This window comes from Rhizobium sp. S163, from assembly GCF_030380805.1.
Classification (GTDB): Bacteria; Pseudomonadota; Alphaproteobacteria; order Rhizobiales; family Rhizobiaceae; genus Rhizobium.
Genome location: NZ_JAUDSA010000018.1, coordinates 386,701 through 408,908 on the forward strand (window position 1 = coordinate 386,701; position 22,208 = coordinate 408,908).

Annotated in this window: 23 protein-coding genes and 1 tRNA gene; 16 read left to right on the forward strand and 8 right to left on the reverse strand. The window is 62.3% G+C overall.

From position 1 onward, the window contains the following. The first annotated feature begins 24 nt into the window (after window positions 1-24). Window positions 25-795, forward strand: a complete 771-nt coding sequence (locus tag QTL96_RS17465) for an isocitrate lyase/phosphoenolpyruvate mutase family protein (RefSeq protein WP_289728573.1) — start codon at window positions 25-27, stop codon at window positions 793-795. Between the two features lie 194 nt (window positions 796-989). On the opposite strand, the gene argB is transcribed toward QTL96_RS17465, so the two are convergent. Further along, entirely contained in the window at window positions 990-1,877 is an 888-nt protein-coding gene (gene argB / locus QTL96_RS17470) for an acetylglutamate kinase (RefSeq protein ID WP_289728574.1), read from the reverse strand. A gap of 163 nt (window positions 1,878-2,040) precedes the next feature. On the opposite strand from argB, the gene QTL96_RS17475 reads away from it, so the two are divergent. From QTL96_RS17475 to QTL96_RS17485, 3 genes are all read left to right on the forward strand, one after another. Continuing rightward, window positions 2,041-2,580, forward strand: coding sequence for a sigma-70 family RNA polymerase sigma factor (locus QTL96_RS17475; protein WP_018898242.1), 540 nt, complete (start codon window positions 2,041-2,043; stop codon window positions 2,578-2,580). Continuing rightward, window positions 2,577-3,305 carry an anti-sigma factor gene (locus QTL96_RS17480; protein WP_018898243.1) on the forward strand — a complete coding sequence of 243 codons (729 nt, stop codon included), beginning with the start codon at window positions 2,577-2,579 and terminating at the stop codon, window positions 3,303-3,305. Before QTL96_RS17475 ends, QTL96_RS17480 begins: the two co-directional genes overlap by 4 nt. A 105-nt stretch (window positions 3,306-3,410) precedes the next feature. Continuing rightward, window positions 3,411-3,968 (forward strand): fasciclin domain-containing protein, encoded by a 558-nt coding sequence (locus tag QTL96_RS17485; RefSeq protein ID WP_018898244.1) that lies wholly within the window; start codon window positions 3,411-3,413, stop codon window positions 3,966-3,968. 58 nt (window positions 3,969-4,026) lie between these two features. On the opposite strand, the gene yihA is transcribed toward QTL96_RS17485, so the two are convergent. The 4 genes from yihA to rpmH form a co-directional block, all read right to left on the reverse strand. Continuing rightward, window positions 4,027-4,683 carry a ribosome biogenesis GTP-binding protein YihA/YsxC gene (gene yihA / locus QTL96_RS17490; protein ID WP_018898245.1) on the reverse strand — a complete coding sequence of 219 codons (657 nt, stop codon included), beginning with the start codon at window positions 4,681-4,683 and terminating at the stop codon, window positions 4,027-4,029. 140 nt (window positions 4,684-4,823) lie between these two features. Further along, window positions 4,824-6,623, reverse strand: a complete 1,800-nt coding sequence (yidC, locus tag QTL96_RS17495; protein WP_111561923.1) for a membrane protein insertase YidC — start codon at window positions 6,621-6,623, stop codon at window positions 4,824-4,826. After that, a complete protein-coding gene (rnpA, locus tag QTL96_RS17500; RefSeq protein ID WP_081619887.1) occupies window positions 6,623-7,024 on the reverse strand; it encodes a ribonuclease P protein component in 402 nt (133 codons plus the stop codon). The genes yidC and rnpA overlap by 1 nt, the downstream gene beginning before the upstream one ends. Window positions 7,025-7,044: 20 nt before the next feature. Beyond that, on the reverse strand, window positions 7,045-7,179 hold the full coding sequence (rpmH, locus tag QTL96_RS17505; protein ID WP_065689331.1) for a 50S ribosomal protein L34: 135 nt from the start codon (window positions 7,177-7,179) through the stop codon (window positions 7,045-7,047). Window positions 7,180-7,629: 450 nt separating this feature from the next. Here rpmH and QTL96_RS17510 point away from each other — a divergent pair, with 450 nt between their 5' ends. The 4 genes from QTL96_RS17510 (at window position 7,630) to QTL96_RS17525 (ending at window position 12,145) form a co-directional block, all read left to right on the forward strand. Further along, the gene (locus QTL96_RS17510; protein WP_289728575.1) at window positions 7,630-9,627 is read left to right on the forward strand and encodes a methyl-accepting chemotaxis protein; all 1,998 of its coding nucleotides are present in this window, start codon (window positions 7,630-7,632) and stop codon (window positions 9,625-9,627) included. A 155-nt stretch (window positions 9,628-9,782) separates the two neighbouring features. Then, complete coding sequence (locus tag QTL96_RS17515; RefSeq protein WP_289728576.1) at window positions 9,783-11,285, forward strand: HAMP domain-containing sensor histidine kinase; 1,503 nt, start codon at window positions 9,783-9,785, stop codon at window positions 11,283-11,285. A gap of 122 nt (window positions 11,286-11,407) precedes the next feature. Continuing rightward, window positions 11,408-11,484 (forward strand) — tRNA-Arg (locus QTL96_RS17520). Between the two features lie 442 nt (window positions 11,485-11,926). Beyond that, complete coding sequence (locus QTL96_RS17525) at window positions 11,927-12,145, forward strand: hypothetical protein (protein WP_289728577.1); 219 nt, start codon at window positions 11,927-11,929, stop codon at window positions 12,143-12,145. 198 nt (window positions 12,146-12,343) lie between these two features. On the opposite strand, the gene QTL96_RS17530 is transcribed toward QTL96_RS17525, so the two are convergent. Continuing rightward, window positions 12,344-12,553, reverse strand: a complete 210-nt coding sequence (locus QTL96_RS17530) for a hypothetical protein (protein ID WP_289728578.1) — start codon at window positions 12,551-12,553, stop codon at window positions 12,344-12,346. A 137-nt stretch (window positions 12,554-12,690) separates the two neighbouring features. On the opposite strand from QTL96_RS17530, the gene QTL96_RS17535 reads away from it, so the two are divergent. The 4 genes from QTL96_RS17535 (at window position 12,691) to QTL96_RS17550 (ending at window position 16,420) form a co-directional block, all read left to right on the forward strand. Next, window positions 12,691-13,017, forward strand: a complete 327-nt coding sequence (locus tag QTL96_RS17535) for a hypothetical protein (protein ID WP_018898253.1) — start codon at window positions 12,691-12,693, stop codon at window positions 13,015-13,017. Window positions 13,018-13,184: 167 nt separating this feature from the next. Beyond that, window positions 13,185-13,562 (forward strand): surface protein, encoded by a 378-nt coding sequence (locus QTL96_RS17540; RefSeq protein ID WP_289728579.1) that lies wholly within the window; start codon window positions 13,185-13,187, stop codon window positions 13,560-13,562. 510 nt (window positions 13,563-14,072) lie between these two features. After that, window positions 14,073-15,320, forward strand: coding sequence for an FAD-binding oxidoreductase (locus tag QTL96_RS17545; RefSeq protein WP_289728580.1), 1,248 nt, complete (start codon window positions 14,073-14,075; stop codon window positions 15,318-15,320). A 62-nt stretch (window positions 15,321-15,382) separates the two neighbouring features. Beyond that, entirely contained in the window at window positions 15,383-16,420 is a 1,038-nt protein-coding gene (locus QTL96_RS17550) for a 4-hydroxyproline epimerase (protein WP_289728581.1), read from the forward strand. A gap of 18 nt (window positions 16,421-16,438) precedes the next feature. Here QTL96_RS17550 and QTL96_RS17555 read toward each other — a convergent pair whose 3' ends face one another. Both QTL96_RS17555 and QTL96_RS17560 read right to left on the reverse strand, forming a co-directional pair. Beyond that, window positions 16,439-16,915 carry an RbsD/FucU domain-containing protein gene (locus QTL96_RS17555; protein WP_018898258.1) on the reverse strand — a complete coding sequence of 159 codons (477 nt, stop codon included), beginning with the start codon at window positions 16,913-16,915 and terminating at the stop codon, window positions 16,439-16,441. Next, window positions 16,899-18,146 carry an ROK family protein gene (locus QTL96_RS17560; protein WP_289728582.1) on the reverse strand — a complete coding sequence of 416 codons (1,248 nt, stop codon included), beginning with the start codon at window positions 18,144-18,146 and terminating at the stop codon, window positions 16,899-16,901. Before QTL96_RS17560 ends, QTL96_RS17555 begins: the two co-directional genes overlap by 17 nt. Window positions 18,147-18,379: 233 nt before the next feature. Between QTL96_RS17560 and QTL96_RS17565 the strand changes: the two genes are divergently transcribed. The 4 genes from QTL96_RS17565 to QTL96_RS17580 all read left to right on the forward strand — a co-directional run bounded on the left by QTL96_RS17565 (window position 18,380) and on the right by QTL96_RS17580 (window position 22,154). Further along, the gene (locus QTL96_RS17565; protein WP_018898260.1) at window positions 18,380-19,405 is read left to right on the forward strand and encodes a sugar ABC transporter substrate-binding protein; all 1,026 of its coding nucleotides are present in this window, start codon (window positions 18,380-18,382) and stop codon (window positions 19,403-19,405) included. Between the two features lie 264 nt (window positions 19,406-19,669). Next, window positions 19,670-20,749 carry an ABC transporter permease gene (locus tag QTL96_RS17570; RefSeq protein WP_289728583.1) on the forward strand — a complete coding sequence of 360 codons (1,080 nt, stop codon included), beginning with the start codon at window positions 19,670-19,672 and terminating at the stop codon, window positions 20,747-20,749. Next, on the forward strand, window positions 20,749-21,531 hold the full coding sequence (locus QTL96_RS17575) for an ATP-binding cassette domain-containing protein (protein ID WP_289728584.1): 783 nt from the start codon (window positions 20,749-20,751) through the stop codon (window positions 21,529-21,531). The genes QTL96_RS17570 and QTL96_RS17575 overlap by 1 nt, the downstream gene beginning before the upstream one ends. Further along, entirely contained in the window at window positions 21,528-22,154 is a 627-nt protein-coding gene (locus tag QTL96_RS17580; protein ID WP_289728585.1) for a nucleoside triphosphate hydrolase, read from the forward strand. The genes QTL96_RS17575 and QTL96_RS17580 overlap by 4 nt, the downstream gene beginning before the upstream one ends. The last annotated feature ends 54 nt before the right edge of the window (window positions 22,155-22,208 follow it).

The following is a 22,208-nucleotide window of genomic DNA, read 5'->3' on the forward strand; positions in this document are numbered from 1 at the left end:
GGCACAAGAAACGAGGAGGCGAAGATGAATCAGGCTGAAGAGGCAAAGACGTTCGGCGCGCTGCACCAGAAGGGCAATCCTGTCGTTCTCTACAATGTATGGGATGCCGGAACGGCAAAGGCAGTGACCGAGGCGGGCGCCAAGGCTTTGGCGACCGGAAGCTGGTCGGTCGCGGCCGCGCAAGGCTACGGCGATGGCGAGAAGATCCCGATGGAGGCGCTGGTCGCAACGACCCGCCAAATCACCGCGGTCAACGATCTGCCGCTCTCCGTCGATTTCGAGGGTGCCTATTCCACCGATCCCTCAGGCGCTGCCGCCAATGTCGAGCAGCTGATCGATGCCGGCGCGATCGGTATCAATTTCGAGGATCAGGTGGTGGGCGGTGATGGGCTGCACCCGGTGGAGAAACAGGCCGCCCGCATCCGCGCCATCCGCGAAATGGCGGATCGTCGCGGCATCGCGTTCTTCATCAATGCGCGCACTGACCTGTTTCTGCGCGAGGGTGATCTTTCGAAGCATGCCGGTCTGGTCGAGGAAGCGCTGGAGCGTGGCAAGGCCTATGCCGCTGCCGGTGCCGATGGCTTCTTTGTGCCGTGGCTGATCGATGAAGGCTTGATCGAGAAGGTCTGCGCGGCCTCGCCGCTGCCGGTGAACATTATGATGCGGCCGGGCGCGCCTGATGTGAAGGTGCTGGCGAAGCTTGGTGTCAGCCGTGTCAGCTATGGGCCGGGGCCATATCGGATGATGATGGAGAAGCTGAAGGAAGCTGCTACGGCGGTTTACGGGGCGCTGTGAGTTAGACCCCTCCCCAACCCCTCCCCACAAGGGGGAGGGGCTAACTCGTGGCGCCCTCTGTGCCATCTCATACCATCAGCGTCTGTCGAGAGGCTTCGGTTTTGTGAAGAGGGTGCACCCAGCAAGCCCCTCCCCCTTGTGGGGAGGGGTTGGGGAGGGGACTTCATCCCGACCGAAAAAGAAAAATACCGCCCTTACGGAACGATCAGTGTACCCGCGCCACGCTCGGTGAAAATCTCGAGCAGCACGGAATGCGCGGTCTTGCCGTTCAAGATGACGACGCCCTGGACGCCGGCCTTGATCGCGTCGATGCAAGTTTCGACCTTCGGGATCATGCCGCCGGAGATCGTGCCGTCGGCGATCAGCTGGTGCGCCTGCGAGACCGAGAGTTCCTTGATCAGGTTGCCCTGCTTGTCGAGAACGCCGGGAACGTCGGTGAGGAACAGCAGGCGCGTCGCATTGAGCGCGCCGGCGATTGCGCCGGCGAACGTGTCGGCGTTGATGTTGTAGGTCGCACCGTCGCGGCCCGGAGCAACCGGGGCGATGACGGGGATCATTTCCGAGCGGGCCAGAAGGTCGATCAGCGTGCGGTCGACTTCAACGACTTCGCCGACGAAGCCGAGGTCGAGAACGCGCTCGATGTTGCTGTCCGGGTCCTTGATCGTCTTCTGCGCCTTTTCGGCGAAGACCATGTTGCCGTCCTTGCCGCAAAGGCCGATCGCCCATTCGCCTGTCTGGTTGATCAGCGCGACGATTTCCTTGTTGATCGAGCCGGCCAGAACCATTTCGACGATCTCGACCGTCTTGGCGTCGGTGACGCGCAGGCCGCCTTCGAACTTCGATTCGATGCCCATCTTCGTCAGCATGGCGCCGATCTGCGGGCCGCCGCCGTGCACGACGATCGGGTTGACGCCCGACTGCTTCAACAGCGCGATGTCGCTGGCAAAGGCCTTGCCGAGCTCGGGATTGCCCATGGCATGGCCGCCGTATTTCACGACGATCGTCTTGTTTTCGTAACGCTGCATGAAGGGCAGCGCCTGCGCCAGCAGCCGTGCCTGGATTTCGCTTTCGGTCTCGGTCATCGGATACCCCGCAGAAAAATGGTTGCGGCCTTTTATCCCAAGTTTTTGACAGATGGAATAATCAATGGCCCGATAGTTCGCGCAATTTGCCCACACGCCGCCGTCTTGCCAAGCGTGACCGAACACCCATAGTTAGGGAAGGACATTGGGGAAGAGACACGGCATGACGAGCGAGGAAATCGCCGAACTGATCGGTCGGGTTGCAATGCGCGACCGAAAGGCTTTCGTGGCTCTGTATCGTGAAACAAGCCCGAAACTTTTTGCGATCTGCCTGCGTATCTTGAAGGACAAGACGGAGGGGGAGGAGGCATTGCAGGAGGTCTATATCAAGGTCTGGCAGCGCGCTTCCGCCTTCGCGATCTCTTCGGGAACCCCGTCGTCTTGGCTTGCGGCGATCGCGCGCAACCAGGCGATCGACACCCTGAGAAGCCGCAAGCCGGTAGCCGACGAATTGGACAGTGCCTATGATCTCGCAGACAGCCAACTTGATCCGGAAGCGACAACTGTGATCCGCGATGAAGGAAGGCGGATTGACACCTGCATGGAACAGTTGGAAGCTGATCGTGCGGTGGCGGTCAGACGGGCTTATGTCGAAGGGCTGAGCTATCAGGAACTGGCCGGTGAGTTCGGCGTGCCCCTGAACACGATGCGCACATGGCTGCGGCGCAGCCTATTGAAGCTGAGAGAGTGCCTGGAACGATGACGTCGTCCGATCAAAGCAAGGGAGGTCGCTCCCGCGATGAGGTACTCGCCGGTGAGTATGTTCTCGGTGTTCTCTCTTTCCAGGATCGTCGTGTCGTCGAGGACCGCATGCGCGTCGACCGGCAGTTCGCGGCGATCGTCAGCCGCTGGGAGGCAAACCTCTCGACGTTCAATGACGATTATGACGCCGTCACCCCCGGCCAGGAAACCTTCAAGCAGGTCGAAGCCCGCCTGTTCGGCACCCCGCAGCAGGCAGCCGTGCCGGGCAGGGGCGTCTGGAATTCCCTTTTCTTCTGGCGCTGTCTCGCTGCCGTCTCGCTCGTCATCACGTCGGCTGCCCTGTCGCTGACGGTCGCGACGGTATCGCCGCTGAAGCCGACCGTCCCGCCGCTGGTCGCGCAATTGTCGGGACCCGCAAGCCAGGTCAATCTGCTGGCCTCTTATGAGGCCCAAACCGGCCGGATGCGGATCATTCCGGTCGCCGCGGGCAAGCCTGAGGAGAAGTCGCTTGAGCTGTGGCTGCTGCCCGAAGGCGGCACGCCGAAGTCGCTCGGCATCTTCGCGGCGGGAGAGGGCGGTGATGGCGAACTGGTCATCCCCGTGGACATGCGCTCGGCCATCGGCGAGGGCACGAGCTTCGCGGTCAGCCTCGAACCCTTCGGCGGCTCGCCGACGGGCGCGCCGACCGGCCCCGTCGTTGCAAGCGGCGCTGCGCATCGGCCGTAAGATCGGCTGAAACTTTTTCTGACAACCTTCCGTAGATCCTCATGTCCCAGCGACGCTGATGCATTCAGCCGGCGACCCGCGAGCGGACGGATGAGGAGAACAGTCATGATCAAGTCCGCACTGCGCACGGCAGCCCTTGCAGTCGCCGTATCCGCAATCGCCTTTGCCGCGCAGGCCAAGAACCCGATGGTCGGTGGCGCCGCCATGTATCCGACCAAGAACATCGTCCAGAACGCCATGAAGTCGAAGGATCACACGACGCTGGTCGCCGCCGTCAAGGCAGCCGGCCTGGTCTCGACGCTTGAAGGCAAGGGCCCGTTCACGGTCTTCGCGCCGACCAACGAAGCCTTCGCGGCACTCCCCGCCGGCACCGTCGACACGCTGCTGAAGCCTGAGAACAAGGCCAAGCTCACCAAGATCCTCACCTGCCATGTCGTGGCCGCTGACGCCATGGCCAAGACCGTCGCCAAGATGATCAAGGACGATGGCGGCGAGCATGACATCAAGACGGTCGGCGGCTGCGTGCTGAAGGCCAAGGAAGACATGGGCAAAATCACGCTGACCGACGAAAGCGGCGGCGTTGCCCATGTCACGATCGCCGACGTCAAGCAGTCGAACGGCGTCATTCACGTCATCGACAAGGTCTTGCTGCCGAAGATGTAATCTTGAGTTCAGGCAGCAAGCGGGGGCGCCCTGTCAACACCACTGGGGCGCCTCCACCTCACTTCCAGTGATCGGCTCCGACGGTGAGCGCGATCGCCTCGCGCAGATCGTCAAGCCCCTCGCTCTTTTCCGATGAGGTAGCGATGATCCCGGGATACGCGGCGGGGCGCTTCTTGATCTTCTCGGCCGTCTCGGCAAGCAGCTTCACCACGGCCGGCGGCTTGATCTTGTCGGTCTTGGTCAGCACCACCTGATAGGAGACTGCGGCCTTGTCGAGCAGGTCGAGAACCTCGTCGTCGTTCTTCTTGATGCCGTGGCGGCTGTCGATCAGCACATAGACGCGCTTCAGCGTCGCGCGGCCGCGCAGATAGTCGAACACCAGCTTGGTCCAGGCGTCGACATGTTCCTTCGGCGCCTTGGCGTAGCCGTAGCCCGGCATGTCGACCAGAGCCATCGGCGGCAGATCGCCGGCCTCACCGGAATAGCCCTCGGGCACGAAATAGTTCAGCTCCTGCGTACGCCCCGGCGTGTTCGAGGTGCGCGCCAGGCCATGCTGGCCGACGAGCGCGTTGATCAGCGACGACTTGCCGACATTCGAGCGGCCGGCAAAGGCCACCTCGGCCGGCCCTTCCGGCGGCAGGAACTTCAGGGAAGGCACGCCACGGATGAAGATCCAGGGGCGGCCGAAGAGCGGCTTGTCTTTATTGTCGGTCATTCGGCCTTTTCCAGCGCGTCCAATTCCAGTGAACCTATGGCATTCAGGTTTCGGGCGATTTTGTCAACCGGCAGCCCCGATTGTCGCGAGAAGCATCCCGATGCCACAAAAGAAAAAGCCCCGGCGAACCGGGGCTTTTGCTATTTCTCTGTCGGCGCCGGCTTTCGCTTGAACAGCCCCTTCAGATTGTCGAAGAGCTCGATCTTCACGCCGTGGCGGCGCATGATGACGCCCTGCTGGATGACTGACAGCGTGTTGTTCCAGGCCCAGTAGATGACCAGACCGGCCGGGAAGCTTGCCAGCATGAAGGTGAAGACCAGCGGCATCCAGTTGAAGATCATTGCCTGCGTCGGATCCGGCGGGGTCGGGTTCATGCGCATCTGCAGGAACATCGTGACGCCCATGATCAGCGGCCAGACGCCGAGATGCAGGAAGGTCGGAGCCGCGAACGGCAGCAGGCCGAACAGGTTGATGAACGAGGTCGGATCGGGCGCCGAAAGGTCCTGGATCCAGCCGAAGAACGGCGCGTGGCGCATCTCGATGGTGATGTAGATCACCTTGTAGAGCGAGAAGAAGATCGGGATCTGCAGCGCGATCGGCCAGCAACCGGCGATCGGGTTGATCTTCTCTTCCTTGTAGAGCGCCATGGTTGCCTGCTGCAGGCCCATGCGGTCGTCGCCGAACTTCGCCTTCAGCTCTTCCATCTTCGGCTGCACGCGCTTCATGTTCGCCATCGAAGCGTACTGCTTGCTGGCGAGCGGGAAGAACAGCGCCTTGACGACGATCGTGGTCATCAGGATCGCGACGCCGAAGTTGCCGAAGTAACGGAAGAAGAAGTCCATCAGTTTGAACATCGGCTTCGTCAGGAAGTAGAACCAGCCCCAGTCGATCAGGCGGTCGAAGCGCGGGATCTGGTAGGTTGCCTCGTAGCCGTCGATGACGGGAACTTCCTTGGCGCCGGCAAACACGAGGTTCTTCAGCTCGAGCGACTGGCCAGGTGCGACGGTGACGGCGTTCTGCTTGTAGTCGGCCTGGAAGCGCGGCTGGCCATCCGTGAAGTGGCTGAAGCGGGCGTCGTAGGCGGTCGTCTGCGGCGGAATGATCGTCGCGGCCCAATACTTGTCGGTGATGCCGAGCCAGCCGCCGGTCGCCGTTGCCGGCGTCACGGCTTCCTTCTCGACGGAAGCATACTTGCTCTCGATCAGGCCGTCTTCGCCGATTACGCCGATGAAGCCTTCGTGCAGCACGTAGGTCGAGGCGACGGCGGGCTTGTTGTAGCGCGTCACGCGGCCGTAGGAAGAGAGTGCAGCGGGCGCCTGGCCGGCATTGGTGATCTTGTCGGTGATCGTGAACATGTAGCGTTCGTCGACCGAGATCGTGCGGGCGAATGTGATGCCCTTGTCATTGGTGTAGGTCAGCGTGACCGGCGTCTTCTCGGTCAGCTTCGCGCCCTCAGGAGCCGTCCAGAGCGTCGAGGGGCCTGGGACGTTGCCGGTCGCGGCGTCGCCGATATAGCCGAGTTCGGCGAAGTAACCGTCCTTGGTTTCCGACGGGCTGAACAGCGTGATGATCGGGCTCGAGTCATCCACGGTCTCGTGGTAGCCCTTGAGCTTCAGGTCGTCGAGGCGACCGCCGGCAAGGTTGATCGAGCCGGAAAGCGCTGCCGTGTCGATGATGACGCGCGGGTTCTTGGCAAGAGCGTCGGCAAGCGACGTGGTCGCCGGCGCCTGGCCGGTCGGAGCAGCGCCATTCGTCTGCGCGCCACCGGCTGCGCCATTGGCGGCCGGTGTCTGCGTCTGCTGGGTCGTCTGCTGTGCCTTCTGGGCAAGCTCGGCCTTGCGTTGCGCTTCGATGCGCGGATTCATGTAAAGGAATTGCCACCCGAGAACGATCAGCACGGAGAGAGCGATCGCAATGAAGTAGTTGCGGTTGTTTTGCATCATACGTTCCTGGGGCGGCCGTCTCCGGACCGCTTGTGTTTCGGCTTCGTCTCGACGCGAGCCGTAAGCTCAGCGGCTAATTGATGGAAGGATGCTTGGAGCACGTCCCTTCGCGCGACAACCACATAGTCGTGTCCGGGCTTCATTGCAAACCCTGCATGCAGCCGTACCGCCTCTTTCAGGCGCCGACGCATGCGGTTTCTTTCAACCGCGTTGCCATGCTTCTTGGTGACGGTGAAGCCGACGCGGGCTTCGGTATCGGGTTCCTTCCTGTCGAGCACCTCGAGAAGGAAGAATCCACCCCTGCGTTTTTCGCCATTGCGAACAGCAAGAAACTGCGGGCGGCTTTTCAGCCGCCCGGCAGTTATTTTGGGATCTTTGGTCGTCGGATCGCCCGTCATCTGATCGGGCACTTCCGGCCTTAGGCCGAAAGACGCTTGCGGCCGCGGCCGCGACGAGCAACGATGACCTTACGGCCGCCCTTGGTAGCCATACGTGCACGGAAACCGTGACGACGCTTGCGAACAAGCTTGGAAGGTTGGTAAGTACGCTTCATTTATTTTAATCACCGCGGAGTGCGGCCCTTCTTGAATTTGCATAATGCAAGGAGCGTTGTTTTTCGAACGGCGGGAGGCTCAAAAAGCCTTATATGACCGGACGTGCGGCGGCTTATACGGACGAAGGTCGCGAAAGTCAATTATCGCAGGGAGAATCCGCTCTGCTCGCCTCTTGGGTGTGAAAATTAGCAGATGCTGTTAATGATTGCGCCGTCGGGCCCACATCGCGCTCGCTATCATTTTATTCCGTTTCCGCAGCCCAAACGTGCGCCTATCCGGCCTCTGTGCGTTTTTCGCGCAAAAAATAGGGCCAGCAACCATCGTTCATGGATGATTTTTTATAGTAGCCGGCGAAAATATCGGAAATTCAACATTAATTGTTTTAGCGCAATTTGATCTAACGGCCGGGCATCCAGTTTTCGGCCTCTAGTCTTATTGGGGGGGATCCTTTGAAAATCCGAGGCAAGATCAACATACTCGTATGCGCCATGTCCTGTGTCGCGCTGGTTATCGGCGCGACCGCTCTCTGGGCGGTGCAGCGCTACAACAATAATCTCTCCGCCTATGAGGATGCCGCCAGCCGCGCCTATTCCGGCGAGCGCCTGAACCGCTACGTGACCGCGACCGTGATGGAAGCGCGCGGCATCTATGGCGCCGCCTCGACAAAGGACGCCGCAAGCTTCGCCAAGGGTCTGCTCGCAGCACTCGACCAGATCGACGCCACCATCACATCCTGGACGCCGCTGGTTCCCGACAACCAGATGGATGCGTTCAACAAGCTCAAGGCCCGCTCGGCCGAATTCCGCACCTTCCGCGCTGAAACCGCGCGCCTCGGCACCGAGGTCAGCCCGCAGGCGGCCAACGAGCAGGGCAACAACGACGCCAACCGCGCCAACCGCAAGGCCTTCCAGGCCGAGATCGACGCGATCGTCGCCACCGACAAGGCCACGCTCGACGCCGTCAATCTGGAAGTCGAAAGCTTCCGCACCTCTGTTCTCTGGCTGGTTCTCGGCATCACCGGCTTCGGCATCGCGGCCGGCATCGGCATGGGCCTTTATGTCGGCACCATCCATCTCTCGCGTCCGATCAAGAAGGTCACCGAGGCGATCAAGAATGTCGCCGACGGCAACTTCGACACGGACGTTCCTTTCCCCGGTCGCAATGACGAGATCGGCGAAATGGCTGCTGCTGTCGCGGTGTTCAAGGAGAATGGTCTGGCCGTTCGCCGCATGAACGCCCAGGAAGCCGCCATGCGCGCCAAGAGCGACGACCTGCAGTCCAGCATGTCCGTCGTCGTGGCCGCCGCTGCCGCCGGCGATTTCTCCCGCCGGATCGACAAGGATTACCAGGACGACAACCTCAACCAGTTCGCCAGCAACATCAACCAGCTGCTGTCGGGTGTCGATGGCGGCGTCGGCGAAACCCGCCGTGTTATCGCGAGCCTGTCTGAAGGCGATCTGACGCAGACCATGCGCGGCAACTTCCAGGGCGCCTTCGCCGAGCTGCAGAAGAACGTCAACAGCACCTTCGCCACGCTGCAATCGACCATGCGCGAAGTGCGCGAGACCGCCGAGGGCTTCCACGGCAACACCAACGAGCTGCGCGCCGCAAGCGACGACCTCTCCAAGCGCACCGAACAGCAGGCGGCTGCGCTTGAGGAAACCTCGGCCGCGCTGGACGAGATCACCGCCGTCGTCAATAACTCCACCGATCGCGCCCAGGAGGCCAGCGTCATGGTTTCCGAGGCCAAGGACGATGCCGGCAAGTCGGGCGTTGTCGTTCGCAACGCCGTCGATGCCATGGGCCGCATCGAGCAGGCCTCGCGCGAAATCAGCCAGATCATCAACGTCATCGACGAGATCGCCTTCCAGACCAACCTGCTGGCGCTCAACGCCGGTGTCGAGGCCGCGCGTGCCGGCGAAGCGGGCAAGGGCTTTGCCGTCGTCGCCCAGGAAGTTCGCGAACTCGCGCAGCGCTCGGCAACGGCCGCCAAGGACATCAAGGGCCTGATCACCAAGTCCGGTGGCGAAGTGCAGATCGGCGTCAAGCTGGTGCAGGAAACCGGCGAGGCACTCTCGCAGATCGAGCGCCGCGTCAACGCCATCAACGACCACATCCACTCGATCGCCACGGCCGCCAAGGAGCAGTCGACCGGTCTGAAGGAGGTCAACACCGCCGTCAACCAGATGGACCAGGTGACGCAGCAGAACGCCGCGATGGTCGAGGAAACCTCGGCGGCCACCCACAAGCTGTCGTCGGAAGCAGACAGCCTCGTGCGCCTGATCTCGCGCTTCAAGGTGTCGAACGCGCAGCATGCGGCGCCCGTGGCCGTCGCCCGCTACGAGGAACACCGCCCGGTTGCCTCGCCCGCTCGCCGCGCCATGGGGAACGTTGCCCGCGCCTTCAACGGCAACGCCGCGGTCGACCAGAGCTGGGAAGAATTCTGATTTCCTGGTGTGCAAACTAAATAAGAGCGCCGCCTTCGGGCGGCGTTCGCGTTTTGACATTATGTCGCACCGCTCGCAAAGATTTGAAAGCGACGCGATTTCGTCTAATATAGAGACTGAATCCGTGGCGCATGGCGCCGGTTGGACGAGAAGCGATGCCCGCCCCTGATCAAGGCCAAACTGTTCCCGAAGCACTCACGACGGCAACCGATGCCGCCCGGCCCGCCGGTATGTTTGGCGGTATCTCCGGCAAGCTCCTGTGGCTGACCGTTATCTGCATCATGCTCGCCGAAGTGCTCATTTTCTTTCCCTCGGTGGCCTCCATGCGCCTTCGCTGGCTGGACGAGCGGCTGAACGCGGCCGCTGCCGCCGCCATCGCCATCGATGGCCTGCAGCCGGTGGAGCTGCCGCGCGATCTGCAGCGGCAGACCCTGGAAGCGACGGGCACCAAGGCGATCGTGCTGCGCAAGGACGGCACCTCGCGCCTGCTTGCCACCTGGGACATGCCGGCATCCGTCGATGAGCAATATGATCTCACCAGCGTGCCAGCCGTAACCGCCATGCGCGATGCGCTCGACACGTTGATCTTCGGCGGCGACCGGATGATCCGCGTCTACGGTCCGGTGCAGGACACCAATATCGGTGTCGAGGTGCTGATGAAGGACAAGCATCTGCGCAATGCGATGCTGCTCTATTCCCGCAACGTCTTCCTGCTGTCGATCCTGATCTCGCTGTTTACCGCCACACTCGTCTTCTTCGCGATCAACCGCATTTTGATCCGGCCGATCCGCCGGTTGACGGGCAGCATGCAGCAATTTTCCGCCGATCCCGAAAATCCGCAGCATGTCTTCGTCGGCGATGGCGGGCGCGACGAACTGGGTATTGCCGGCCGCCACCTGACCGCCATGCAGCTGCAACTGCAAAAGACGCTGAAACAGCAAAGCAACCTCGCGGCCCTCGGCCTCGCCGTCTCCAAGATCAACCACGACATGCGCAACATCCTCGCCTCCGCGCAGCTGATGTCCGACCGCCTGGTTGATGTCGACGATCCCATGGTGAAGCGCTTCGCACCGAAGCTGCTGCGCACCATCGACCGCGCCGTCGGCTACACCACCGAAGTTCTCTCCTACGGTCAGGCCAGCGAATCGGCCCCGCGCCGCCGCCTGGTAAGGGTGACGACGCTGGTCGAGGATGTCAGGGACATACTGGCGATTGATCCGCAGAGCGACGTGGAGTTCGTCGAGCAGATCAACGCCGATCTCGAAGTGGATGCCGATAACGAACAGCTGTTCCGCGTCATCCACAATCTCTGCCGCAACGCCCTGCAGGCGCTGACGTCTAACAACGCAGGCGCAAGCCCACGGCGCATCACCGTATCCGCCCACCGCATCGGCAGCGTCGTCAGCATCACCGTCGACGACACCGGCCCCGGCATGCCGCAGAAGGCCCGCCAGAACCTCTTCACCGCCTTCCGTGGCTCCGCCCGCTCCGGCGGCACGGGCCTTGGTCTCGCCATCGCCCGCGAACTGGTGCTCGCCCACGGCGGCACCATCGCGCTTGTGGAAAAACCATCGATCGGCACCCAGTTCCGCATCGAAATCCCCGATCGCCCTGTGTCACTGGACGATTATCGCGGCCGCAGCCTCTTGGAAAAGTGATGCAATCCCGCGTTCCCGGCAGCTCGCGAAGAAAGACGTCACTTTTTTTACAAACCCTATTGCATTCATCCAGATGACCCTTTAGAGAACCGCTCACGCCAGCGGGACACACCGCTGCAGACGCACCCGTAGCTCAGCTGGATAGAGCACCAGACTACGAATCTGGGGGTCAGGAGTTCGAATCTCTTCGGGTGCGCCACTTCTCTTTTCTCACGAAAATTTAGCATGACGACCTCAAGCAAGGTTGAATTCTGCTCGTCTAAATTTTTAAAGCCGATCTCCGCGATTCCCATCCTTTGCGAGTCGTGAGACACTTCCCCGGTACGAAATCCATACGATCACCAGAGCGTTGCACAGGCCGGCATTCCCTCACGGAATACAGGGCAGGTGTGTCCGCGCATTCGTTGCGAGGTCAGGCCGATGGACTCAAATTTCTATGCGCAGCTAGCCACTGACGTTTTGACGAACCGCTCTCGTCATGTGGGAGCATCTCTCCGAGATCGATTCGAGCGGGACCGGTGTGCGTCGGATGCGGCCTGCTATGCGCTTGCTGCCGCCGGTCTGATCGATTTCGAGGAACTCACCGCCCGCATGTTTGAGCAGGAGCGCGCGTTGCTCGATTGGCACGGGTTCCAACCTTGATGGCACGTCGCAAGAAGAAGCGGGAAGCCCCTTTCACCCTGGAGATCGCCATGCTGCATTTGTCGGGCCTCGATTGGGTCGAGACCTTCGAATATGTCTCGCGACGGCACGGGATCGGCATGACCAGCAGCGATATCAAGGTCTTTGCCGTGGCCGCCGAATATAGCTACGAGCTCGAGCTTATAGAGGCGGTGCGCAAAGGGTGGATCTATGTCTGACAAACACATGCAGAAGAACATGATCGTTACAGGCCGGCGGGAACACGACAACGCGGTCGAGCGCTGGCTTGGCGGCGAAATCGCTGCGTCCTAGGACGCCATGAAGGCTGATCCGGGCAGAGGCATATCCGTGGACAGCGCGTTTGCATCCGTTCGCGATCGTCACGCCGAGCGGACGAAGGCGGACAACTAGTCGTCCTACCGCCGCCGGCCAACCGACGAAATCAGATACCCCACGGCAAACGTCATCGCCGCCACCGCGATCCCGGTGCTGATGACGCCGGCGGGCGTGATCCTGGCGCTGCCTTGCAGGGTGATGTGCTTTCCGACGCGTAGGTCGAAGACCGATTTCATTTCCTCCGGGTGGGTGGGGATGTCTTGTGCGTGTTCGTTCTGAAGAGCTGACACTGTCTAATCCTCCATCTTGATGTTGGCGCCTGTGCGATGCGGGCGTGGCGCTAGCTTGGCACAATGTTGCCAGACGATTGTCTCGGCAAGATGCCTTTGGGGCAGGACATGCCGTGGCCGTGGGCCGGAGAGATTGAATGCTGAGCAATATGGTTCGTGGAATGGTGTTTCTGGCGTCGGTGGCGGCCTTGGCCGGTTGCGTCGATCATGCCAACGGCCCGATGCTGACGCCGGTCAACACACTCGACCCGCCGCTCAATCCACCCGGCATCGCCCACAACATCTGCGTCGCCGACGGCAACGTCATGTATAATGAAGCGCGCAAGCAATACGAGGCGCGGGCGCAGATGTCGCGCTATGCGATCGATCCGGCCAACGAGGAAGCGCAGGCGAGGGCGGCCGCGCGCCGCCAATATGTCACCTGCATCTCCAGCCAGGGCTACCGCGCCGTTTACGACCAATAGGAGCGGCCGGAATCACGCCGTAGGGCGCGATCGGGATCACGCCGTAGGCGTAATCGGGACCACGCGCAATCGCCTGTGATCACGACTGTTGGAGCGCGCGTGCAAGCGCGGAACTTTGCAAGCTGAGACGGCATTTTCTTCATGTGAATCCTGAAGGAGGGTTTATCATGAAAATCTCCCGTTACATCCCGTCCGTCCTGTCGCTTGGCGTCATCGCGGCGCTCTCGGCCGCGGTGCCTGTTCAGGCAGCGCCCGTCGATCAGTCCGCGCAGCCGGCTCAAGTGATCCAGGTGGCTGAGACCCAGCCGGGCTATTGGCACGGCTATCATGGCTCGCGCACCGAGCGACCCGGCACCCGTCTCCACGACGGGTATTGGTATCCCGATGCCGCCTTCGGCGTCGATCGCCAGACGACCGGCTCGATCGGCGAGCGCCCGATGCAGCCCCAGCCCCCAATGCAGCAAATGCACAGGCAGACCTATTGCCAGGGCACTTTCGGCGGCACCAATGGCGACGGCTCCATGCCATGCGGCAACGAGTGGTAAGTCAGTCTCGAAGGCGACGGCAAAGGCCGCCGCCTTCGGCCCATGTGGTTGGAATTGCTCATATCTTGGCAGGTTTGATGAAATGATGTGCATGAATCGAAAGCCAATGACGATCTAAGGGGTCGTGTTATGCGTTCGGCGCATTGCTGCGTTGCGGTATTCTCCCTATTCCTGATCGAAACGATGGGTTATCTATCCCCTCGAAGGCAGCGCACTCCTCCTCCCAGCGCTCCTTCATCGGACTGACAACACTCCTCCTCCCAGTTGTCAGTCAGGATCAAGAGCCCGGTGCACCTCCTCCCGCACCGGGCTCTTTTCCATTCTAGACCTCCCCATCTCCCTTGCATCCTTCACCCGCATTTTTCGTTGTGTGGCTGCATCGTCATGTCCAGCGCAATGTGATGTCGCGGCGGTCGGCAGATCTCGAAAATTCAGATGGAAGTCGCCCCTGTTCTGATATATCACAGTGCGGTCGGTGGTGTGGTCCGCCGCGCGAATGGGCGGTGAGGGATGAACGAGAAGAAACAGACGGTCGCGGTTGTCGGCGCAGGTGTCATCGGGGCGGCGATCGCGCTCGAATTGCAGCGTCGCGGCCTGCAGGTCACGCTGATCGACAAGGGCGAGCCCGGGCGCGGCACCTCTTATGGCAACATGGCCAGCATCGCGCTCGATTTCGCCGCCGGCTCCGGCCCCAATACCTGGCGCAAGATCCCCCGTTGGCTGCTCGATCCCGAAGGCCCCGTCTGGCTGCGTCCCGCCTATGCGTTGAAGATGGCGCCATGGTTCCTGCGCTTCATCGCCGCCGGCCGGCCCTCGCGGCTGCGGCAGATCGAGGATGCCGGCATGAGCCTCTCCAATCCGGCGCTCGCCGATTTCCGCGCCATGCTGGAGACGATCGCGGCCCCTGAGCTGATGACCGACGAAGGCTGCCTGGCGATCTACGAGACCGAGGCGGAATTCACAGGCGATCGCGGCCACATCGATTTCATGCGCCGCTACGGCTTTGATTTCGACGTGCTCGAAGGTGCCGCCATCCGCGATCTGGAACCCTCGCTTTCGCCATCGATCGCCAAGGCGGTCCTGCTGCCCGACAACAAGACCATCCGCGATCCCTATCGCCTGGTGGTCAAGCTTGCCGATGCCGCCCGCGAACGCGGCGCGACCTTTCTGTCCGGCGCGGTTCGCACCGTCGAGAAGAATGCCGACGGCACCTCCGTTGTCATTCTCGAAAGCGGCGAGCGTATCGCGGCCGATTTCGTCGTGCTGGCGGCCGGCGTGCACACACGCTTCCTGGCGGAAAAGCTCGGCGAGCCGATCCCGCTTGAGACCGAGCGCGGTTATCATACACAGATCATGCAGCCCGGCGTCTCCATGCGCTATTCGGTGATCTGGCCGCACCGCGCCTTCATGATCACGCCGACGGCAGGCGGTATCCGCGTCGGCGGCAATGTCGAGCTGGCGGGGCTCGACGCCGCGCCCGATTTCCGCCGCGCCCGCGTCCTCGTTCGCCATGCCCAGCGCGCCGTGCCGGGTCTTGAAGTCAAGGACGCCAGCGAGTGGATGGGCCACCGCCCGGCGCTGCCCGATACGATCCCGATCATCTCGCCCTCGTCGAAAATGCAGGGCGTCTACTATGCGACCGGTCACGGCCATCTCGGCCTCACCTATTCGGCCAGCACGGCTCAGCTGATCGCGGATATGGTGACGGGGGCAAAACCCGCCGTCGACATGACACCGTTCCGTATTAACCGCTATTGAGACATAACAGAGAGCCGGCGGCGACGGGTTCGCCCTGCCGGCAAGGATGATGGGAGACACCGATGAGATGGAAGCGCACGATCCAGCTTCTGGATGTCCACGCCGAAGGTGAGATCGGAAAGGTCGCGATCGGCGGCGTTCCGAAAATCCCCGGCAACACCGTTGCCGAGCAGCTGCACTGGCTGAACACCGATCCGAAGGGCCAGGAGCTTCGCCGCTTCCTCTGCCTCGAGCCGCGCGGTGCGCCGATCGGCTCCGTCAATCTGCTGCTGCCGCCCAAGCATCCGGATGCCGACGCCGCCTTCATCATCCTGCAGCCCGATCAGGCGCATGCAAGCTCCGGCTCGAACTCGATCTGTGTCACCACGGCGCTGCTCGAATCCGGCATCGTCGAGATGCACGAGCCGGAAACCGTGGTCACGCTGGAAACAGCGGCCGGCCTCGTCAAGGCGACGGCCACCTGCCGCGATGGCCGCTGCGAGAAGGTCAAACTGACAATGGTGCCGTCCTTCGTGCACGAGCTCGACGTCTCGCTGGAGACCGAGCAGTGGGGCACGATCAAGCTCGACCTCTGCTATGGCGGCATCTTCTATGCGCTTGTCGATGTCAGCCAGATCGGCCTGACGATCGCCAAGTCCAATGCCGCCGCCCTCGTCAGCGCCGGCATGGTGATCAAGGAAAAGATCAACCGCGAGATCAAGGTCGTCCACCCGGAGATCCCGGCGATCTCGGGCGTCGCCTATGTGATGTTCCGCGATCTCGAAGCCGATGGCACGGTGCGCACCTGCACCACCATGTGGCCGGGCCGCGCCGATCGTTCGCCCTGCGGCACCGGCAACTCCGCCAATCTCGCGACGCTGCATGCGCGCGGCAAGGCGAAGGTCGGCGATGTCTTCAAATCGCGCTCGATCATCGATTCCGAATTCGAGGTTGGGCTTCTCGCCGAGACCACCGTCGCCGGCCGCCCCGCCGTTATCCCGACCATCACGGGGCGCGGCTTCACCTTCGGCCTGTCGCAGGTGGCGCTCGATCCTTTCGATCCGCACCCCGGCGGCTTCGCGCTGACGGATGTCTGGGGACCGCTAGCCGGCGAGATCTGATCGCCGGCTGATCCGTCGTCAGTAGGGAAACGGGTCGACTTGGGCCTTGCTCTTGTCGCCCGGCTTGCCCGGGTGGATCACGCCCTTGCGCAGGATGATGTTGCCGTAAAGGCGCGGCTCGCTGGTCTGGATCAGCGCATGCGCCGCCTTCACCCTGTTGTAGAAATCCGGACCCACCAGCGGCACGACCTGCCGGTGCGGCTCGTAATGCGCGCAGCAGTCGATCATCTCCTCGTGCACGGGGTCGAGCTTGTCGCGTTCTCCCTTCACGGTGGCGCGGAAGATCGCCTCCGGCACGAACTCGTCGATCGGCAGCACGCTCAAGACGGCGTCGAGCACCGGGATGATGCCGTGCCCATCGAGCCGGATCAGCCGTCGCGCATCCTCAAGGCCCGGATAATTGCCGTCGACGATGGCGATCTCGTCGCCATGGCCCATGGCGCGCAGCGTCGAGAGCAACTCGGGGCTCAGGATCGGGTTAAGTCCCTTCAGCATTCTCCACCTCCTTGAAGAGCACGTTCTGGTCCGTGAGATAGCGGGCGAAGATCGGCAGGCTGGCGCCGCCGATGGCGCGCGCATGTGCCCCCACCGCGCCCTCGATGATATCGGGCATGACGACGCCCTGCAGGTCGAGCCTGTCCGCTTCGTAGATCGTCGCCTGCACGATCCGCTCGCGAACCCAGGCCGGAAAGCCGCCATCGATGACGGCGGCGCTGAAATCGATGATCGAGGCGGCCGCGACGATGCCCTGCGCCAGCGCCTTGGCGGTATCCTGGATCCACAATTCCAGCGGCTCGCCGAAGTCGATCCAGTCATCGGCTGAATACCAGAGCGGCTCCGGATCGACGCCGCGCTCGCGCAGCATGTTTTCGAGCACGAAGATCGAGGCGACCTCGAGCAACTGCAGTGTCTCGCCATTCTTGCCGCGTACCGGTAGGGGACCGATCGCGCCGGCCGTGCCGGTGCGGCCGGAAAAGATCGCCGAGTTCAAGACGATGCCGCCGCCGATGAAGGACCCGATGAAGAAATAGACGAAATCGGGGTGCTGAGGGCCGATGCCGAAAACGAGTTCCGCGCCACAGGCGCTGGTCGCGTCGTTCTGCAGGTATACGGGGTAGGGGAGGCTCGCCGCCACCTCGGCATGCAGGTCGTAATCGCGCCAGACATCCATCGCGCCTTTGGGAGAGCCCACTTCCTCTTCCCAGTTCCATAGCTCAAACGGTGCCGCGATGCCGACGCCGGCGATCCGGCTGCGCTCGTCGTCGCTGAGCCGGCTTTCCAGCTCCTGTATGCCTGACACGATGAAGTCGAGAAACAGGTTTGGCAGGGGGTAGGCGTAGGTGACATGCAGCTGCATGCGGATCTTGCCGACAAAATCCATCAGCACCAGATCGGCGCTGCGCCGCCCCATCTTCACGCCGAAGGAATAGACGGCGTCGGGATTGAGCCGCATCGGCACCGATGGTTGGCCCACGCGTCCGCGGATCGGCTCGCCGCGCGAAAGCAGCCCTTCCTTTTCCAGAACACGCATGATCACCGACACGGTTTGCGCCGAAAGGCCCGTGCGGCGTGCGATATCCGCCTTCGACTGGGCGCCATGCAGGCGCACCAGCGAAAGCACCAATCTTTCATTGTAAGCGCGAACCCGAACCTGGTTCGCACCGCCTGCCGGACTGACACCCGGCAGCTGGGCCGGCACGTGAACCGGACCTCTCATCGACGACATTGGCCATTCCTCCCTTGATCGGCCTATGCGTTATTTTCGCCGAGCATGCCACAAGGAATTAATAATTCAATTGGATTTATTTATTGACAAGCCAAATTCTTTCGCCCTTAATTAGCACCGTAAACAGCACGAAACGGCTTGGAGGAAGCCATCGGCGGTATTCGAAGGCGGTGTTCGTGCTTTAAAATTCCGGCCAGCCATGGGGCGGTCCGGCTACACTCTGGGAGGAGTAAATGAAGAAATCAGTGCTTTCCGCAGCGCTCGCCGCGCTGGCCCTCGGCGTCGCCTTCTCGGCGCCTGCAAAGGCCGCGGACGTCTCCGCCTGCCTGATCACCAAGACCGACACCAACCCCTTCTTCGTCAAGATGAAGGAAGGCGCGACCGCAAAGGCCAAGGAACTGGGCGTCAACCTGAAGTCCTATGCCGGTAAGATCGATGGTGACTCTGAAAGCCAGGTGGCCGCGATCGAAACTTGCATCGCCGATGGCGCCAAGGGTATCCTGATTGCCGCCTCCGACACCAAGGGCATCGTGCCGAACGTCAAGAAGGCCCGCGACGCCGGCCTGCTCGTCATCGCGCTCGACACCCCGCTGGAGCCGATCGACAGCGCCGACATGACCTTTGCCACCGACAACCTGCTCGCCGGCAAACTGATCGGCCAGTGGGCCAAGGAAACGCTGGGCGACAAGGCTGCGGACGCCAAGGTTGCCTTCCTCGACCTGACGCCGTCGCAGCCGTCGGTCGACGTGCTCCGCGACCAGGGCTTCATGATGGGCTTCGGCATCGACCCGAAGGACCCGAACAAGATCGGCGACGAGGATGACAAGCGCATCGTCGGCCACGACATCACCAACGGCAACGAAGAAGGTGGCCGTACCGCGATGGAAAACCTTCTCCAGAAGGATCCGACCATCAACGTGGTCCACACCATCAACGAACCGGCTGCAGCCGGCGCCTATGAAGCGCTGAAGGCTGTCGGCCGCGAGAAGGACGTGCTGATCGTCTCCGTCGACGGCGGTTGCCCTGGTGTCAAGAACGTCGCTGATGGCGTCATCGGTGCCACCTCGCAGCAGTATCCGCTGCAGATGGCAGCACTTGGCATCGAGGCGATCAAGAAGTTCGCCGACAGCGGCGAAAAGCCGAAGCCGACCGAAGGCAAGAACTTCTTCGACACCGGCGTCACGCTCGTTACCGACAAGCCGGTCTCCGGCGTCAAGTCGATCGACACCAAGGAAGGCCTTGGCAAGTGCTGGGGCTAAGCGATCGGCTTTAAGACCCCTCCCAACCCTCCCCACAAGGGGGAGGGCTAACCCGGCCGGATCCACCGAGCCTCGATTGGGGCAGGTGGGTGCCGCAAGTCTTCTCCCCCCTTGTGGGGGAGATGGCCGGCAGGCCAGAGGGGGACTTTCCCGATGCATCGACTGTGACCCCAGGCGGCCCAAGGGCAGGCCTGGGGAAAGACCACCACTCACATGCAATCGTCCCGCGCACGCACGGCGGACAGGATTCCGGGAGGAACATCCATGAGTGAGCCAACCGCGGCATCGCCGCATCACGATTACGAAAAAGTGCTCAAGGAAAGTTCGACCGATGTCGCTTCCTTCGACACGGACGACAAGAGTTTCCTTCAAAGGTTCCGGCATTTCCTGCATTCGAGCCCATCGGCGGTATCGCTGATCGTGCTCGTGCTGTCGCTGGTCATTTTCGGCGTCCTGTTGGGCACCAAGTTCTTCTCCGCCTTCTCGCTGACGCTCATCCTTCAGCAGGTGGCGATCACGGGCATCGTCGGCGCCGCGCAGACGCTGGTCATCATGACGGCGGGCATCGATCTCTCGGTCGGCGCCATCATGGTGCTGTCCTCGGTCGTTATGGGCCAGTTCGTCTTCCGCTACGGCCTTCCGGTCGAGCTCGCCATCCTCTGTGGCTTTGCCGTCGGCGCGATTTGCGGCTTCATCAATGGCTGGCTCGTCGCCCGCATGAAGCTGCCGCCCTTCATCGTCACGCTCGGCATGTGGCAGATCGTTCTGGCGACGAACTTCCTCTATTCCGCCAACGAGACGATCCGCGCCCAGGAAATCGAAACCACGGCGCCGCTCCTTCAGCTCTTCGGCGATACGTTCCGCATCGGCGGCGCGGTCTTCACCTATGGCGTCATCGCCATGGTGCTGCTCGTTGCCTTCCTCTGGTACGTGCTCAACCACACGCCCTGGGGCCGCCATCTCTATGCAGTGGGTGACGATCCTGAGGCGGCCGAACTGTCGGGTGTCAACGTCAAGCGCATGCTGATCTCGGTCTATGTGCTCTCAGGCATCATCTGCGCGCTCGCCGGCTGGGCCCTCATCGGCCGCATCGGCTCGGTATCGCCCACCGCCGGCCAGTTCGCCAACATCGAAAGCATCACCGCGGTGGTGATAGGCGGCATCTCGCTCTTCGGCGGCCGCGGCTCGGTTCTCGGCATGATGTTCGGCGCGCTCATCGTCGGCGTCTTCTCGCTCGGTCTGCGCCTGCTCGGCACGGACGTGCAATGGACCTACCTCTTGATCGGCGTCCTCATCATCGTCGCCGTCGCAATCGACCAGTGGATCAGAAAGGCAGCAGGCTGATGGCTACCGAACCCCTTCTCATGGCACGTGGTCTCGTCAAGCGCTACGGCCGCGTCACCGCCCTCGACCATGCCGATTTCGATCTCTATCCGGGCGAAATCCTGGCCGTGATCGGCGATAACGGCGCCGGCAAGTCCTCGCTCATCAAGGCGATCTCCGGCGCCATCCGCCCCGATGAAGGCGAGATCCGCCTCGAGGGCCGGCCGATCCAGTTCCAGTCGCCGATGGAAGCCAGAAAGGCCGGCATCGAGACCGTCTATCAGAACCTTGCCCTGTCGCCGGCGCTCTCCATCGCCGATAACATGTTCCTCGGCCGCGAAATCCGCAAACCGGGCTTCATGGGCAAGTTCATGCGCAAGCTCGATCATTCTGCGATGGAGAAGATGGCGCGGCAGAAGCTCACCGAGCTTGGCCTGATGACCATCCAGAACATCAACCAGGCAGTCGAAACTCTCTCCGGCGGCCAGCGTCAGGGCGTGGCGGTTGCCCGTGCAGCGGCCTTCGGCTCCAAGGTCATCATCCTCGATGAGCCGACGGCGGCCCTGGGCGTCAAGGAAAGCCGGCGCGTGCTGGAGCTGATCCTCGACGTCCGCTCTCGCGGCATCCCGATCGTGCTCATTTCGCACAACATGCCGCATGTCTTCGAGGTGGCGGATCGCATCCATATCCACCGCCTCGGGCGTCGCTTGACGGTCATCAATCCGAAGGAATACACAATGTCGGATGCTGTCGCGTTCATGACCGGCGCCAAGTCTGTTCCTACGGAGCCTGTTGCCGCATGACGATGACGATCGAGGATATCGCCGGCGAGGTTCTTGCCCGCGCCGGCGACGCGAAGCGCTTTCTGATCGCCATCGCCGGCCCGCCCGGCGCCGGCAAATCCACCATGGCAGACCACATCGCCGACGCCTTGCGCGCCGGCGGCGAAACGGCCGCAGTATTGCCAATGGACGGCTTCCACATGGACAATGCCATCCTGATCGAGCGCGGCCAGCTTGCCCGCAAGGGCATCCCCGAGACCTTCGACGTGCGCGGCTTCCTCGATATCATCCGCGCCGTTCGCCTGGGCGATCAGGAAGTGCTGGTGCCGGTGTTCGATCGCTCGCGTGAACTCGCCATCGCCTCGGCGCGTCCGATCGGCCCGGAGCATCGCTTCATCATCGTCGAGGGCAACTACCTGCTTTTCAGCCTCGGCAAGTGGGCGGAGCTCGAAGGCGTGTTCGATTACTCGATCATGCTCGCCCCGCCGATCGAGGTGCTGGAGGAGCGGCTGTGGGCGCGCTGGCGCGGCTACAAGCTGAGCGAGGAGGAGTCTGCGCGCAAGGTTTATGAGAACGACCTTCCGAACGGTCGCCTCATTCTCGGCAACCGCCGCCGCGCCGACGTCACCCTCGAGATCGCCTGATCGCAATTGCCCGGTAGCGATGGGCAAACCATTTGCCATCTCCCATGCTTGGAT

Excerpts from the sequence above, each read along its gene's own strand:
- QTL96_RS17475 (WP_018898242.1), top strand. The coding sequence starts at position 2,041 with ATGACGAGCGAGGAAATCGCCGAACTGATCGGTCGGGTTGCAATGCGC.
- argB (WP_289728574.1), bottom strand. The coding sequence starts at position 1,877 with ATGACCGAGACCGAAAGCGAAATCCAGGCACGGCTGCTGGCGCAGGCG.
- QTL96_RS17565 (WP_018898260.1), top strand. The coding sequence starts at position 18,380 with ATGAAGAAATCAGTGCTTTCCGCAGCGCTCGCCGCGCTGGCCCTCGGC.
- QTL96_RS17535 (WP_018898253.1), top strand. The coding sequence starts at position 12,691 with ATGCTGAGCAATATGGTTCGTGGAATGGTGTTTCTGGCGTCGGTGGCG.
- QTL96_RS17525 (WP_289728577.1), top strand. The coding sequence starts at position 11,927 with ATGGCACGTCGCAAGAAGAAGCGGGAAGCCCCTTTCACCCTGGAGATC.
- rnpA (WP_081619887.1), bottom strand. The coding sequence starts at position 7,024 with ATGACGGGCGATCCGACGACCAAAGATCCCAAAATAACTGCCGGGCGG.
- QTL96_RS17560 (WP_289728582.1), bottom strand. The coding sequence starts at position 18,146 with ATGTCGTCGATGAGAGGTCCGGTTCACGTGCCGGCCCAGCTGCCGGGT.
- yidC (WP_111561923.1), bottom strand. The coding sequence starts at position 6,623 with ATGCAAAACAACCGCAACTACTTCATTGCGATCGCTCTCTCCGTGCTG.
- QTL96_RS17540 (WP_289728579.1), top strand. The coding sequence starts at position 13,185 with ATGAAAATCTCCCGTTACATCCCGTCCGTCCTGTCGCTTGGCGTCATC.
- QTL96_RS17575 (WP_289728584.1), top strand. The coding sequence starts at position 20,749 with ATGGCTACCGAACCCCTTCTCATGGCACGTGGTCTCGTCAAGCGCTAC.
- QTL96_RS17570 (WP_289728583.1), top strand. The coding sequence starts at position 19,670 with ATGAGTGAGCCAACCGCGGCATCGCCGCATCACGATTACGAAAAAGTG.
- rpmH (WP_065689331.1), bottom strand. The coding sequence starts at position 7,179 with ATGAAGCGTACTTACCAACCTTCCAAGCTTGTTCGCAAGCGTCGTCAC.
- QTL96_RS17550 (WP_289728581.1), top strand. The coding sequence starts at position 15,383 with ATGAGATGGAAGCGCACGATCCAGCTTCTGGATGTCCACGCCGAAGGT.
- QTL96_RS17515 (WP_289728576.1), top strand. The coding sequence starts at position 9,783 with ATGCCCGCCCCTGATCAAGGCCAAACTGTTCCCGAAGCACTCACGACG.
- QTL96_RS17485 (WP_018898244.1), top strand. The coding sequence starts at position 3,411 with ATGATCAAGTCCGCACTGCGCACGGCAGCCCTTGCAGTCGCCGTATCC.
- yihA (WP_018898245.1), bottom strand. The coding sequence starts at position 4,683 with ATGACCGACAATAAAGACAAGCCGCTCTTCGGCCGCCCCTGGATCTTC.
- QTL96_RS17555 (WP_018898258.1), bottom strand. The coding sequence starts at position 16,915 with ATGCTGAAGGGACTTAACCCGATCCTGAGCCCCGAGTTGCTCTCGACG.
- QTL96_RS17480 (WP_018898243.1), top strand. The coding sequence starts at position 2,577 with ATGACGTCGTCCGATCAAAGCAAGGGAGGTCGCTCCCGCGATGAGGTA.
- QTL96_RS17580 (WP_289728585.1), top strand. The coding sequence starts at position 21,528 with ATGACGATGACGATCGAGGATATCGCCGGCGAGGTTCTTGCCCGCGCC.
- QTL96_RS17465 (WP_289728573.1), top strand. The coding sequence starts at position 25 with ATGAATCAGGCTGAAGAGGCAAAGACGTTCGGCGCGCTGCACCAGAAG.
- QTL96_RS17545 (WP_289728580.1), top strand. The coding sequence starts at position 14,073 with ATGAACGAGAAGAAACAGACGGTCGCGGTTGTCGGCGCAGGTGTCATC.